The organism is Nocardioides gilvus (assembly GCF_003194605.1).
Classification (GTDB): Bacteria; Actinomycetota; Actinomycetes; order Propionibacteriales; family Nocardioidaceae; genus Nocardioides; species Nocardioides gilvus.
Window position 1 is genome coordinate 1,063,789 of record NZ_QHKY01000001.1, and the last position, 12,848, is coordinate 1,076,636.

Here is a 12,848-nt window from a genome sequence, read left to right on the forward strand (position 1 = left end):
GCAGACGCATTGTGCGGTGTCTGGGTGTCACCGGGTGACACTCAGACACCGCACAGAGCGAGGCGGTCCGTGAGGAACCTCAGAGAATCGCGCCGGGCACGTACGCCGCTGCGGCCGGGTGCCGGGCCGCGAGCGCGTCGACCTTGCGTACGACGGCCTGGGTCTGGGCCACCGCCGCGCCGGTGAAGGTGATCGGCTCGGCGACCAGGGCCTCGATCTGCTCCCGGGTCAGGCCCAGGCGTTCGTCGGCGGCCAACTTGGCAAAGACGTCGTTCTCGACCTGACCGGCGCGCATCGACAGGGCGGTCCCGACGGCGGCCTCCTTGATCACCTCGTGGGCGACCTCGCGGCCGACCCCGTTGCGTACGGCGCTCATCAGGACCTTGGTGGTCGCCAGGAAGGGCAGGTAGCGGTCGAGCTCGCGCTGGATCACGGCCGGGAAGGCGCCGAACTCGTCGAGCACCGTCAGGAAGGTCTGGAAGAGGCCGTCGGCGGCGAAGAAGGCGTCGGGCAGCGCGACGCGGCGTACGACGGAGCAGGAGACGTCGCCCTCGTTCCACTGGTCACCGGCGAGCTCGCCGACCATCGAGAGGTAGCCGCGAGTGATCACGGCCAGGCCGTTGACCCGCTCGCAGGAACGGGTGTTCATCTTGTGGGGCATCGCCGAGGAGCCGACCTGGCCCTCCTTGAAGCCCTCGGTGACCAGCTCGATGCCGGCCATCAGCCGGATCGTGGTCGCCAGGTTGGAAGGCGCGGCGACGAGCTGCACGACAGCGGAGAGGGCGTCGAAGTCGAGGGAGCGCGGGTAGACCTGGCCGACCGAGGTCAGCACCTGGTCAAAGCCGAGGTGGGCGGCGACCCGGGTCTCGAGCTCGGCCAACTTGTCGGCGTCACCGTCGAGGAGGTCGAGCATGTCCTGGGCGGTGCCCATCGGGCCCTTGATGCCCCGCAACGGGAAACGGGCGAGCAGCTCCTCGACGCGCTGGACGCCGATCAGCAACTCGTCGGCCACCGTCGCGAAACGCTTGCCGAGCGTCGTGGCCTGGGCCGCGACATTGTGCGAACGCCCGGCCATCACGGTCGTCTCGTGCTCGGCGGCCAGGCGCGCGAGGCGCGTCAGGGTGGCGACGGCGCGGTCACGCAGCAGCTCGAGGCTCTGCTTGAGCTGGAGCTGCTCGACGTTCTCGGTGAGGTCGCGCGACGTCATGCCCTTATGGATGTGCTCGTGGCCGGCGAGCGCCGAGAACTCCTCGATCCGCGCCTTCACGTCGTGGCGGGTGACCCGCTCCCGCGCGGCGATGGAGTCGAGGTCGACGCCCTGCTCGCCCTGCGCGACGACGGCCTCGTACGCCTCGACGACCCCGTCGGGCACGTCGATGCCCAGGTCACGCTGGGCCTTGAGCACCGCGACCCAGAGCTGGCGCTCGAGGACGATCTTGTGCTCCGGCGACCAGATGGCGGCCAGGTCGGCGCCGGCGTAGCGGGTGGCGAGGACGTTGGGGACGGTGGCAGACATCAGTGATCGGACTCCTTGAGTGAAGCGCCCTCGATGACGCCCAGTGGTTCGGATGCGATGTCCGCACGGCGCTGGAGGCCGTCGAACGAGATCAGGTCGGCGGCGGCGTACGCCTTCGCGCGGGCGTCGGCGACATCGGCACCCGAGGCGCGGACCGCGAGCACCCGCCCACCTGCGGTGACCAGACGTCCGTCGGCGTCGACGGCGGTGCCGGCATGGATGACGTCGACGTCGTCGAGCGCGTCGGCCGCCTCGACACCGGTGATCACGTCGCCCTTCGACGACGACTCCGGATAGCCGGCCGAGGCCAGGACGACGGTGACCGAAGCCCCTTCGGAGAAGGTCGGCCGCTCGACCCGGGTGATCTCACCCTCGGCGGCGGCGGCGAGCAGCTCGCCCACCGGGGAGGTGAGGACCGCCAGGACCGGCTGGATGTCGGGGTCCCCGAAACGGGCATTGAACTCGATGACGCGTGGGCCGGTCTCGGTGAGGGCGAGGCCGACGTAGAGACACCCGACGAACGGCGCACCGCGGCGCACCATCTCGTCCAGGGTCGGCTGCACGACGGAGGCGATCACGATCTCCGCCAGGTCCGCCGACGCCCACGGCAGCGGCGAGTACGAGCCCATCCCGCCGGTGTTGGGGCCTCGACCGCCGTCGAAGATGCGCTTGAAGTCCTGGGCGGGCTGCAGGGCGTACGCGCCTGTGCCGTCGCAGACCGCGAAGAGCGAGACCTCCGGTCCGTCGAGGAACTCCTCGATGACCACCCGGTCGCAGGTCGCGGCGTGGGCCAGGGCCTCGGCGCGGTCGGTGGTGACCACGACGCCCTTGCCGGCCGCGAGCGCGTCGTCCTTGACGACGTACGGCGCCCCGAACTCGTCGAGCGCGGCCGCGGCTTCGGCTGCGGTGGTGCAGGTGCGGGAGCCGGCGGTCGGGACGCCGGCGGCTGCCATGACCTCCTTGGAGAAGGCCTTGGACCCCTCGAGCTGGGCCGCAGCGGCGGACGGGCCGAAGACCGCGACGCCAGCGGCGCGTACGGCGTCGGCGACCCCGGCCACCAGCGGCGCCTCGGGGCCGATCACGACCAGGTCGGCGGCGACGGAGGTGGCGAGCGCGGCCACCGCGGCGGGATCCATCACATCGACGGTGTGCAGGGTGGCGAAGGCCCCGATGCCAGGGTTGCCCGGTGCGGCGTGCACCTCGGTGACCGACGGGTCGCGGGAGAGGGCCAGGGCGAGCGCGTGCTCGCGCCCGCCGGTACCGATCACGAGGGTCTTCACAGGGGGTGATTCTAGGTGCCGTGCCGCCCCACCCTCACCCGGCGGTCGCCCCCGCGGGACGGGGACGCCCCGCCGGACATGGCCGACGGGGCGTCACGCGTCACGACATGGGGCGTGGAGCGGCAGACGTGCTCAGCGCTTGAACGACTTGGTCGCTGACCAGGTGCGCTTGGAGGCGGAGCTGACCACGCGGTAGGTGGCCTTCTTCCTGGCTGCCTTGCCGTTGAGCTTCACGGTGCCCTTCTTGCCCACGCGACCGGTGTCGATGGTCTTCCACTTCTTGCCCTTCTTGAGCTGCAGCTTGACCTTCGTGCCCTTGGGGACACGAGTCCACGCGTTGGTGTAGTCGAGGAGGTTGAAGTGGGTGACCTTGGCCGTCAGGCTGACCCGGCCCCTGCGCTTGGCGACCTTGCTGACCTTCGCCTTGCTGTCCTGCTTGAGGGTCTGCTTCAACTCCTGCTTGAGCATGAACTGGCCAGTGGTGGGCAGGTCCGGGTGGAGCATCCAGCGGACCTGGTTCTGCTTGAGCGTGAAGGTGCCGGGGCCGTAGTTGGAGGGGCACCAGAACCACGTGGCCTTCAGCGGTCCGGCGGAGTTCTCCACCTTGGAGAAGGTGAAGGAGAGCTCACGGTCCTTGGCGTAGACGTAGGACCCGAGGCTGAACGACTCCAGGACGCCCTGGGTGTGGGTCGCCGTGTATGGGATGTCCTGGCACCCGCCCTTGTTGATCCGGATGTCCTTGGCGCTGAGCTTGACGTCGAAGACCTCGTCCTGCTCCAGGGCCTGGGCCGGCGCAGGGACGAGCAGGGCACCGGCGACGAGAGCCGCGACGGAGACGAGTGCACGAAGGCGCATGGTGAGTGGTTCCTTCCGTTGTCGACCTCCCGACGTGGAAGGCGCGAGCATCCTAGGGACGCCGGAAGGCGCTGGCGGCGGCGTCTCAGCGCGCGCGAACAGCGTCGGCGGGTGGGCCGGATCTGCGCGTCAGCGACCGCGTACGTCGGCCTCGTACGCCGCCCGCACCGAAGCGTCGGCGCCGGTGAGCACGGTGTCGGCCTTGAGCGCCCGGCTGGCCATCGCCTGCACACCGCGCGGAAGGACGGAGGCGAACTTGGCGATCGGTTGCCCCCATCGGGGAGCCCACGTCTCGGCGGCGGGCTTGCGGATCACGTCGACGATCACGGCAGCCACCTCCTCAGGAGTTTGCGGCGGGACGCCGCGGGTGCTCGACACCCCGCGGGCCAGCTCGGTCTGCACGATCACCGGAAGCACCATCGAGACGTCGATGCCGAGCGGAGCGACCTCCTCACGCAGGGCCTCGGAGAAGCCGACGACCGCGTGCTTGGAGGCGGAGTAGGTCGCTCCCCCGGGCAGCGCGACCCGGCCGACGGCGGAGGCGACGTTGACCACGTGGCCGCGGCCGCGGCCGACCATGCCGGGCAAAAAGGCACGGGCGCCGTGGACCGGGCCCAGGGTGTTGATCTCGAAGACGGCCCGCGTGGTGCCGGGCGACTCCTCCAGGAAGCGGCCAACCGGCATGATCCCGGCGTTGTTGACGAGCACGTCGACCTCCCCGGCGTACGCCGCCAGGCCTGCCCACTGCTCTGGGTCCGTGACGTCGAGGGGGTATGAGTCGACCCCCAGGGCGCCCGCCGTGGTGGCGAGCAGTTCCTCATCCCGGTCGCTGATGATCACCCGCGCCCCGGCATCGCGGAGTTGGCGGGCAGTGGCGGCCCCGATGCCGCGGGCGGCGCCGGTGATCACGACGGTGAGGGCGCTGAGATCTGTGTGGTGTGACATGGGGCACAGTGTGCCCACGGGGCGCCCTCCCGGCAAGGAGGTGAGCGTTTCAGTCCTGGTGGACGACCACCGTCTGCTCGCGGCCCGGACCCACGCCGACGGCCCAGATCCGGGTGCCGGAGAGCTCCTCGAGGCGGGTGATGTAGGCCTGCGCGGTGGCGGGCAGCTCCTCGATGGTGCGGCAACCGGAGATGTCCTCGGTCCACCCGTCGAGGTACTCGTAGACCGGCTTCGCGTGGTGGAAGTCGGTCTGCGTCATCGGCATCTCGTCGTGGCGCACGCCGTCGATCTCGTACGCGACGCAGACCGGGATCTTCTCCCAGCCCGACAGCACGTCGAGCTTGGTGAGGAAGAGGTCGGTGAGCCCGTTGACCCGGGTCGCGTAGCGCGCGATGACCGCGTCGTACCACCCACACCGGCGCGTACGGCCGGTGGAGACGCCGATCTCGCCGCCGATGCGCTGCAGCGCCTCGCCGTCGGCGTCGAACAGTTCGGTGGGGAACGGACCCGCGCCAACCCGGGTGGTGTACGCCTTGATCACGCCGATGACGCGGTCGATGCGGGTGGGGCCGACACCGGCGCCCACGCAGACGCCGCCGGCGACCGGGTTGGAGGAGGTGACGAAGGGATACGTGCCGTGGTCGACGTCGAGCATCGTGGCCTGCGCGCCCTCGAAGAGGACCGTCTTGCCCTCGTCGAGGACCTGGTTGAGCAGCAGCGAGGTGTCGGCGACCATCGGGCGCAGGCGCTCGGTGTAGGAGAGCAACTCCTCGACCACGGCGTCGACCTCGATCGCGCGACGGTTGTAGAGCTTGGTGAGCAGGTGGTTGCGGGTGTCGAGGGCAGCCTCGACCTTCTGCCTCAGGATGCCCTCGTCGAACAGGTCCGCGATCCGGATGCCGATCCGGTTGATCTTGTCGGCGTAGGCCGGACCGATGCCACGACCGGTCGTGCCGATCTGGTTCTTGCCGAGGAACCGCTCGGTGACCTTGTCGATGGTCGAGTGGTAAGAGGCGATCACGTGGGCGTTCGCGCTCACCACCAGCGGGGCCAGCTCGACACCCCGGTCGATGAGCAGGTCCAGCTCGCGGAAGAGGGCCTCGGGCGAGACCACGACGCCGTTGGCGATGACGCAGGTCGCCCCGGGCGTGAGGATGCCGCTGGGCAGGAGGTGGGTGGCGAACTTCTCGCCGTTGATCACGATCGTGTGGCCGGCGTTGTGTCCACCGGACGTGCGCACCACGTAGTCGATGTGGTCGGTCGTGGAGGCAAGGAGGTCGGTCGCCTTCCCCTTGCCTTCGTCGCCCCACTGGGCACCCAGAACCATGATCGCGGGCATTGCAGCCACCTTCGTCACAAAAGAAATAGCTCCGGCACAAGGCACCGGAGCTCTTGCGCCGAGACTCTACCAAACATGCCGGCCTTCCCCGTGGTCCTGAGGCGCGGACAGGTGCTCGCACCGACTACCCCGGCGCAGGCAGCGGGGGCTACCGTCACGGGCATGCGTTCACTCCTGGTGATCAAGAACTCCGGCGCCGGCACCTCCGACGACGAGTCGCTCGAGGCCGCGCTGGAGGTCTGGCGGGGCAGTACCGAGGTGGCCGAGGTGGAGGTCTGTGCGACCTCCAGCCCCGAGGAGCTCGACGACGTCCTGGCGGGCGCCGACGGACGTACGATCGTGGTCGCCGGCGGCGACGGCAGCCTGCACGCCGTGGTCGCGGCCCTGCATCGCAGCGGCGCGCTGGCCGAGTCCACCCTGGCCCTGCTCCCCCTGGGCACCGGCAACGACTTCGCCCGCACCCTGGAGATCCCGCTCGAGCCCGTCGAGGCGGCCCGGGTCGTGCTCGAGGGTGCGCCGCGCAAGGTCGACCTGCTGGTCGACGAGACCGGCGGGATCGTGGTCAACAACGTGCACGTCGGAGCAGGCGCGGAGGCCAGCAAGCTGGGCGCCGTCTGGAAGGAGCGTCTGGGGGCGCTCGGCGCCGGCAAGGTCAACCTCGGCAAGCTCGGCTATCCGATCGGCGCTGTCCAGGCGGCTGTGTCCAGCGTCCCCTTCGAGCTTCGCGTGGAGATCGACGGCAAGGTCGTCACGACCACCGAGGACCCGGTCCTCATGGTCTCCCTGGGCAACGGCACCTCCGTGGGCGGCGGTGCGGAGCTGACGCCGGACGCGGACGCCTCCGACGGCGCCATCGACGTGATGGTGGCGCTGCCGGAAGGTGCGCTGGCCACGATGGCGTACGCCGCTGACGTGGCCCGCGGCGAACACGCAGAGCGTGACGACGTGCTCTACCTCCAGGGGCGTGAGGTCACGATCAGTGGTGAGGAGTTCTGGGCATCTGCTGACGGTGAGATCTACGGCCCGGAGACGAGCCGCACGTGGCACCTGCAGCGCGACGCGTACGCGATACTCCTGCCCTGACCCTCGAGCAGTGGCCCCGGATCAGATCAGTCCGCGACGGACCGCCTCCACCCCCGCCTCGAAGCGGGTCTCCGCGCCCAACTCCAGCATCAGGTTGGCGACCCGGCGCCGCACCGTGCGCAACCCGATCCCCAGTCTCCGGGCGATCTGTTCGTCACGCGCCCCCGAGGCCAGCTCGGTGAGCAGCAGATCCTGCAACTCCTCGCGGCTGTCACCCTCCATGAGGCTGTGCAGGGCGACGCTCTGGTCCCACAGCACCTCGAAGTAGAAGGACAGGATGGCCACCAGGCCGGGGTCGCGCAGCACTGTCGTGCGCATGCCGGTGGCGCCCGGGTACTCCGGCATCAGGGCACGGTTCTGCCCGACGATCCCGAGCCTGGTCGGCACCTCGGGGAGCAGTCGGATCTCTTCGCCCGCCTCGCTGCGGGCGATCAGCATCGAGCGGGCCTCGTGCAGAGCGCGTACGGGATAGATGGCGCGGGCGCGCCGCCCTTGCTGCAAAACCTGGTCGAACAAGGCGGCGGACCTCGGCTCGGAGGGGAGCCGCCACTGGTCGGGGCGCAGGAACATGATGTCGCCGGAGCTCTCCGCGACCCACGCCTCGATCATCTCCATCGGCGCCGCGCTGTCCACCACCTCACCGTCGAGCTGGTTGGGCAGGCCGGGATCCAGCCCGTCGGTCGCAGCGGATCCGGAGCCGAGCAACCGTACGCTCGCGACGAGGCTCGCGACCCGCTCGACGCCGAGGGCCAGCGCGGATGCCTCGCGCTCCAGCAGGATCCCGACCGCGTGTTGGGGCGGCACCACCCGCAGTGTTCCGTCTGTGAGACTGGCCACACCGACGGCGACGAGCGGGGCCATCTGGTCGACGAGTTCCTCCGGACTCATCTCCAGCCGCTCAGCCACCTCTTCCACGCTCAAACCGTCGGCCACGCGCAGTTGTCGGTAGAAGCGTTGGCTACTGGACGGAAGGCCAAGGGACTCAAGGACACGCGGGGTCTTCATGGTGGCATCTTAGTGCCACTGGCAGGAAAACTCGGATCCCGTACGGAATTAGTGGCACAATCCCTTCAGCGGCACGGAACCTGGGGGTCCCCGCCGCCTTTGGATGTTGGCCGCAGGACACCGTGGGGGGATGTTCCTGCGGCCACATCTGTATTTCGAGCCGGGACCGGTAGCGTTCGACCTCGCATCCCTTCCTCTCGCACCAGGAGTCGTCCGTGTCGTCCGACGCCCAGCCGCAGCCCACCCCCGACGCTCGCCCTGAGGGTGAGCAGCCCGCCAAGGGCCGGGGACGCGGCAAGGGCAAGGGACAGGGCGGCGAGCCTGTCGACTGGGTGACGCGCGCGGCCGACGACGCCCTGCGTCACGCCGAACAGGCCCGGGCCGACGGCCAGGCCCGCGACCTCGTCACCTGTGCCTCGGGGGCCTCCCCGTCGGGCCCGGTCCACCTGGGCAACCTGCGCGAGTTCCTCACCGTCCACTTCGTCGCAGACGAGTTGCGGCGCCGCGGCCAGCAGGTGCGTCACCTGCACAGCTGGGACGACTACGACCGCTTCCGCAAGGTGCCCGCAGGCGTCGACTCCTCGTGGGCCGAGCACATCGGCCGTCCACTGAGCGCGGTCCCGGACCCGTGGGACTGCCACGAGTCGTGGGCCGAGCACTTCAAGGCCCCGCTGCGTGAGGCGCTGGCCGAGATGGGCGTGCAGATGGAGGAGATCTCCCAGACCCAGATGTACCGGTCCGGGGCCTACCGCGAGCAGATCCTGACCGCGATCCGGAACCGCGACAGGATCGAGAAGATCCTCGCCCAGTACCGCACCAAGGCCGCAGCGCCCGCCACCGGCGAGGACGCCGACGCCGACGCCGTTTCGACCGCGGAGGTGGACACGGAGCCGATCCAGGCCCCGATCCAGGCCTCAGCCGACCTGGCCCGCTTCCCCTACAAGCCCTACTGCCGCGAGTGCGGCCGCGACACCACGACCCTCCTCGCCTACGACGACGACACCACCGACCTGGCGTACGCGTGCACCTCCTGCGCATTCGAAGGCGTCACCAACGTCGCCACCCAGGACGAGGGCAAGCTCGTGTGGAAGGTCGACTGGCCGATGCGCTGGACCTTCGAGGGCGTCGACTTCGAGCCCGGCGGCGCCGACCACGCGACGCCCGGGTCGTCGTACACCGTCGGCAAGGACGTCGTGAAGGTCTTCGGCGGCCGCGCGCCGTCGTTCGTCGCGTACGGCTTCGTCGGTTTCGCCGGCATGCAGAAGATGTCGTCGTCCTCGGGCGGCGTCCCCACCGCGGCCGACGCCCTCAAGATCCTGGAGCCCTCGATCCTGCGCTGGCTCTACGTGCGCCGCGCACCCAAGCAGACCTTCAGCATCGACTTCGGCCCCGAGGTGGTGCGGCTCTACGACGAGTGGGACGCGCTCACCAAGAAGGCTGCCGACCCCGCCAAGCGCGACGTCGCGGTGCTCGCCCACGAGCGTGCCGTCCGCACCGCCGACGCGCCGCTGGCGACCAGCGCCGTCAAGGTCCCCTTCCGTACGCTCTCCTCGGTCGCCGACGTGACTGCGGGCTCCGCCGACCTGATCTCCGAGGTGATCGGCTCGGTCGGCTTCCCGCACGACTCCGTCGCCGACCTCGAGCCGCGTCTGAGCAAGGCCATGCAGTGGACGGCCGAGTTCGTGCCGGCCGAGGAGCGTACGACCGTGCGCGAGACCCCGGACACCGCCCGCCTCGCGTCCCTCGGCGCCGACGAGCGCCAGTGGGTCGACCTGCTCCTGGCCCACCTGCCGGCCGAGCTGACCCAGGACGAGGTGACGACGGTGGTCTACGGGGTGCCGAAGCTGGCCCGCGGCCTGAGCCTCGACGACAAGCCCACCGACGAGGTGAAGGCGGACCAGAAGGCCTTCTTCACCCTGCTCTACAACCTCCTGGTCGACGCCGACCGCGGACCGCGTCTGCCCACCCTGATCGTGGCGCTCGGCGCGGAGAAGGTGCGCGCACTGTTGGGTGCCGCAGCGGCCTGAGTTCGGGTGCGCGCTGTGTGGCTCACCCTGCGGCGCTACTTGCTGAGCGTCGCCGGACCTCTCCGCACCCGGCGCCGCAACCTGCAGCTCGCGAGCCTGCTCGCCTTCACAGCGGGGGTGCTCAACTCCGTGGGCTTCGTGGCCGTGGCGGTCTACACCTCGCACATGACCGGCCTGACCGCCGGCGTCGCCGACCACCTGGTCCGTGGTGGACGCGACGTCGTGCTCGTGGGGGTGCTCGGCCTGGCCACCTTCCTCGCCGGCGCCGCCAGTTGTGCCGTGGTCTTCAACTGGGGCCGGCGCCGCGACCTGCGGAGTCGCTACGCGAACGTCCTGATCATCGAAGCGGTGCTGGTCCTGCTCTTCGGCCTGCTCGCCGACCGGCTCACCTGGGGACACCGCGAACTCGTCTTCGTCGCTGTCCTCTGCTTCACGATGGGGATGCAGAACGCCGTGATCACCAAGATCTCCGGCGCCCAGATCCGGACCACCCACGTCACTGGCATGGTCACCGACATCGGGATCGAACTCGGCAAACTGGCCTACCTTCACCGCAGCCACCACCTCGACCCGGTGGTCGCAGACCCGCGCAAACTGGCGATGCTGTCGATGCTCGTCGGCCTCTTCTTCGGCGGTGGCGTGCTGGGCGCGGCGGGCTACCTGGAATTCGGCTTCGCGGTGGTGGTGCCGTTGGCGCTGCTCCTCCTGGCCACCGCGAGCGCGCCGTTGCTGGCGGATGTGCGCGCGTACCGGAACTGACCGCACCCGCAGCTTCGTCCCGAACCGGCCGTGCTGTGGCCGTCGCCGGGGGCCTGCGCCTAGCCTTCATCCCATGGCACACCTTGACCTCATGGCAGGCCCCCCGCCCACGCATCTTCCCGTCGACCCCGCAGCCGCTGAGTTCGCCGACGGCGCAGCCCCCGCAGCGGTCGTACGCAACCACCCGGAGTCGCCGATCGCCTGGGCCACCCTGGCCGAGCAGGCCCGCGACGCAGGCGCCGACGACGTGACCGTCTACGCCTACTCCCGCGTCGGCTACCACCGCTCCCTCGACATGCTGCGCCGCAACGGCTGGAAGGGCCACGGCCCGGTGCCGTGGGACCACGAGCCCAACCGCGGCTTCCTGCGTGCCCTCGCCCTGCTCGCCCTGTCGGCCCGCGCCATCGGCGAGACCGCCGAGTGGGAGCGGTGCTCGGAGTTCCTCCGTGACTCCAGCCCCGCGGCGTACGACGAACTCCTGGGCTGAGGTCCGGTGAGTCAGGCGCAGGGGGCACCCCCGCGCGAGCACGTCGACGAGACCCTCGAGCACCCCTGGCCGGCGCTGTGGGCGCTGGTCCTGGGCTTCTTCATGCTCATGGTCGACACGTCGATCCTCACGGTGGCGACTCCTGCCCTGATCACCGAGCTCAACGCAGGCGTCAACGAGGCGATCTGGGTCACCAGCGCCTACCTGCTCGCCTATGCGGTGCCGCTGTTGATCACCGGGCGCCTCGGTGACCGCTACGGCCCCAAGAGGATCTACCTGAGCGGACTGGTCGTCTTCACCGCTTCGTCCCTGTGGTGCGGGCTCTCCGACGACATCGGCACCCTGGTCGCGGCCCGCGCCGTGCAGGGAGTCGGCGCAGCACTCATGACGCCCCAGACGATGGCGGTGATCACCCGCATCTTCCCCGTGGCGCGCCGCGGCCAGGCGATGGCCCTGTGGGGCGCCACCGCCGGCGCCGCGACCCTCATCGGCCCGGTCCTGGGTGGTTTCCTCGTCGGGACGTGGGGCTGGGAGTGGATCTTCTTCATCAACGTCCCGGTCGGGGTCCTGGCCTTCGTGATGGCCGTACGCCACATCCCTGACCTGGCGACCCACCCGCACCGGTTCGACTGGATCGGGGTGGTGCTCTTCGGCACCGGGATGTTCTGTCTCGTCTTCGGCCTGCAGGAGGGCCAGCAGTACGACTGGGGTCGCATCGACGGTCCGATCACCGTGTGGCGCCTGATCATCGCCGGCGTCGGTCTGCTGGCGCTCTTCATCTTCTGGCAGTCGCGGAACAACACCGAGCCGCTGCTGCCGCTCACGCTCTTCCGGGACCGCAACTTCGCGGTCGCCAACATCGCCATCACGATGGTCGCCTTCTCGTTCATGACGATGGGCTTCCCGCTGATGCTCTACGCCCAGGCCGTACGAGGATGGTCACCGCTTGAGGCCGGCCTGCTGATGGCCCCGCTCGCGTTGGGGTCGATCGTGCTGGCTCGCACCGTGGGCGGGCTCACCGACCGCAAGCACCCGCGTACGCTCACCGCCTTCGGCTTCTCCAGCGCGGCGATCGCGGTGGCCGGTCTGGCGTTGGTGCTCGACGCCGACACCCCCGTCTGGGCAGCGGTCATCTCGATGGTGCTGCTCGGCATCGGCTCCGCCTTCCTGTGGGGCCCGCTGTCGGCGACCGCCAACCGCAACCTCCCGATGCACCAGGCCGGCGCCGGGGCGGGCATCTACAACACGACCCGTCAGATCGGCTCTACGCTCGGGGCGGCCGTGTCGGCGTTGGTCATCGACTGGCGCCTGCGTGCCTACGACCTGCCCGCCTCGGGCGGAGGAGAGTCCGGGCTGCAGGCTGCCGAGCCGATCGACCCCGCGTTGGCGGCCGACTACTCCGCGGCGCTGGGCCAGGCCCTCTGGGCGATCCCGGTGGCGTTCGTCCTCGGGCTCGTCGCCGTCCTCTTCTTCGAGCGGCCCCGGCACTTCGCCGCACCGCCCGAGAAGGTGGACTCGGTCGCCTCGCGCTGAACCCCGCCGACCCTCCTGC

The 12,848-nt window shown here is 70.2% G+C and carries 11 protein-coding genes; 5 read left to right on the forward strand and 6 right to left on the reverse strand.

Features of this window, described 5'->3' with window-relative positions; translation table 11 throughout:
* Nucleotides 1-79: 79 nt before the first annotated feature.
* The 5 genes from purB to DNK52_RS05215 all read right to left on the reverse strand — a co-directional run bounded on the left by purB (nucleotide 80) and on the right by DNK52_RS05215 (nucleotide 5,935).
* Nucleotides 80-1,516 carry an adenylosuccinate lyase gene (gene purB, locus DNK52_RS05195; RefSeq protein ID WP_110239849.1) on the reverse strand — a complete coding sequence of 479 codons (1,437 nt, stop codon included), beginning with the start codon at nucleotides 1,514-1,516 and terminating at the stop codon, nucleotides 80-82.
* Nucleotides 1,516-2,796: a phosphoribosylamine--glycine ligase gene (gene purD / locus DNK52_RS05200; RefSeq protein WP_110239850.1), complete on the reverse strand. Its 1,281-nt coding sequence runs from the start codon at nucleotides 2,794-2,796 to the stop codon at nucleotides 1,516-1,518. Before purD ends, purB begins: the two co-directional genes overlap by 1 nt.
* 132 nt (nucleotides 2,797-2,928) lie before the next feature.
* Nucleotides 2,929-3,651 carry a hypothetical protein gene (locus tag DNK52_RS05205; RefSeq protein WP_110239851.1) on the reverse strand — a complete coding sequence of 241 codons (723 nt, stop codon included), beginning with the start codon at nucleotides 3,649-3,651 and terminating at the stop codon, nucleotides 2,929-2,931.
* 129 nt (nucleotides 3,652-3,780) lie between these two features.
* Nucleotides 3,781-4,596: an SDR family oxidoreductase gene (locus DNK52_RS05210; protein WP_110239852.1), complete on the reverse strand. Its 816-nt coding sequence runs from the start codon at nucleotides 4,594-4,596 to the stop codon at nucleotides 3,781-3,783.
* Between the two features lie 49 nt (nucleotides 4,597-4,645).
* Nucleotides 4,646-5,935, reverse strand: coding sequence for an adenylosuccinate synthase (locus DNK52_RS05215; protein ID WP_110239853.1), 1,290 nt, complete (start codon nucleotides 5,933-5,935; stop codon nucleotides 4,646-4,648).
* Nucleotides 5,936-6,097: 162 nt separating this feature from the next.
* Between DNK52_RS05215 and DNK52_RS05220 the strand changes: the two genes are divergently transcribed.
* Nucleotides 6,098-7,018: a diacylglycerol/lipid kinase family protein gene (locus tag DNK52_RS05220; protein WP_110239854.1), complete on the forward strand. Its 921-nt coding sequence runs from the start codon at nucleotides 6,098-6,100 to the stop codon at nucleotides 7,016-7,018.
* 21 nt (nucleotides 7,019-7,039) lie between these two features.
* Here DNK52_RS05220 and DNK52_RS05225 read toward each other — a convergent pair whose 3' ends face one another.
* Entirely contained in the window at nucleotides 7,040-8,023 is a 984-nt protein-coding gene (locus DNK52_RS05225; protein WP_162598621.1) for a helix-turn-helix transcriptional regulator, read from the reverse strand.
* A gap of 215 nt (nucleotides 8,024-8,238) precedes the next feature.
* On the opposite strand from DNK52_RS05225, the gene lysS reads away from it, so the two are divergent.
* The 4 genes from lysS (at nucleotide 8,239) to DNK52_RS05245 (ending at nucleotide 12,829) form a co-directional block, all read left to right on the forward strand.
* Nucleotides 8,239-10,050 (forward strand): lysine--tRNA ligase, encoded by a 1,812-nt coding sequence (gene lysS, locus DNK52_RS05230; RefSeq protein WP_110239856.1) that lies wholly within the window; start codon nucleotides 8,239-8,241, stop codon nucleotides 10,048-10,050.
* A gap of 15 nt (nucleotides 10,051-10,065) precedes the next feature.
* Nucleotides 10,066-10,809 (forward strand): YoaK family protein, encoded by a 744-nt coding sequence (locus DNK52_RS05235; protein WP_110239990.1) that lies wholly within the window; start codon nucleotides 10,066-10,068, stop codon nucleotides 10,807-10,809.
* A gap of 73 nt (nucleotides 10,810-10,882) precedes the next feature.
* Nucleotides 10,883-11,296 carry a DUF3151 domain-containing protein gene (locus tag DNK52_RS05240; protein ID WP_110239857.1) on the forward strand — a complete coding sequence of 138 codons (414 nt, stop codon included), beginning with the start codon at nucleotides 10,883-10,885 and terminating at the stop codon, nucleotides 11,294-11,296.
* A 6-nt stretch (nucleotides 11,297-11,302) separates the two neighbouring features.
* Entirely contained in the window at nucleotides 11,303-12,829 is a 1,527-nt protein-coding gene (locus DNK52_RS05245; protein ID WP_275426132.1) for an MFS transporter, read from the forward strand.
* Nucleotides 12,830-12,848: the final 19 nt, after the last annotated feature.

Bases quoted from the DNA above. Each gene is read 5' to 3' on its own strand.
- DNK52_RS05210 (WP_110239852.1), bottom strand. From the start codon at position 4,596: ATGTCACACCACACAGATCTCAGCGCCCTCACCGTCGTGATCACCGGC.
- DNK52_RS05205 (WP_110239851.1), bottom strand. From the start codon at position 3,651: ATGCGCCTTCGTGCACTCGTCTCCGTCGCGGCTCTCGTCGCCGGTGCC.
- DNK52_RS05220 (WP_110239854.1), top strand. From the start codon at position 6,098: ATGCGTTCACTCCTGGTGATCAAGAACTCCGGCGCCGGCACCTCCGAC.
- DNK52_RS05225 (WP_162598621.1), bottom strand. From the start codon at position 8,023: ATGAAGACCCCGCGTGTCCTTGAGTCCCTTGGCCTTCCGTCCAGTAGC.
- DNK52_RS05215 (WP_110239853.1), bottom strand. From the start codon at position 5,935: ATGCCCGCGATCATGGTTCTGGGTGCCCAGTGGGGCGACGAAGGCAAG.
- DNK52_RS05240 (WP_110239857.1), top strand. From the start codon at position 10,883: ATGGCACACCTTGACCTCATGGCAGGCCCCCCGCCCACGCATCTTCCC.
- purB (WP_110239849.1), bottom strand. From the start codon at position 1,516: ATGTCTGCCACCGTCCCCAACGTCCTCGCCACCCGCTACGCCGGCGCC.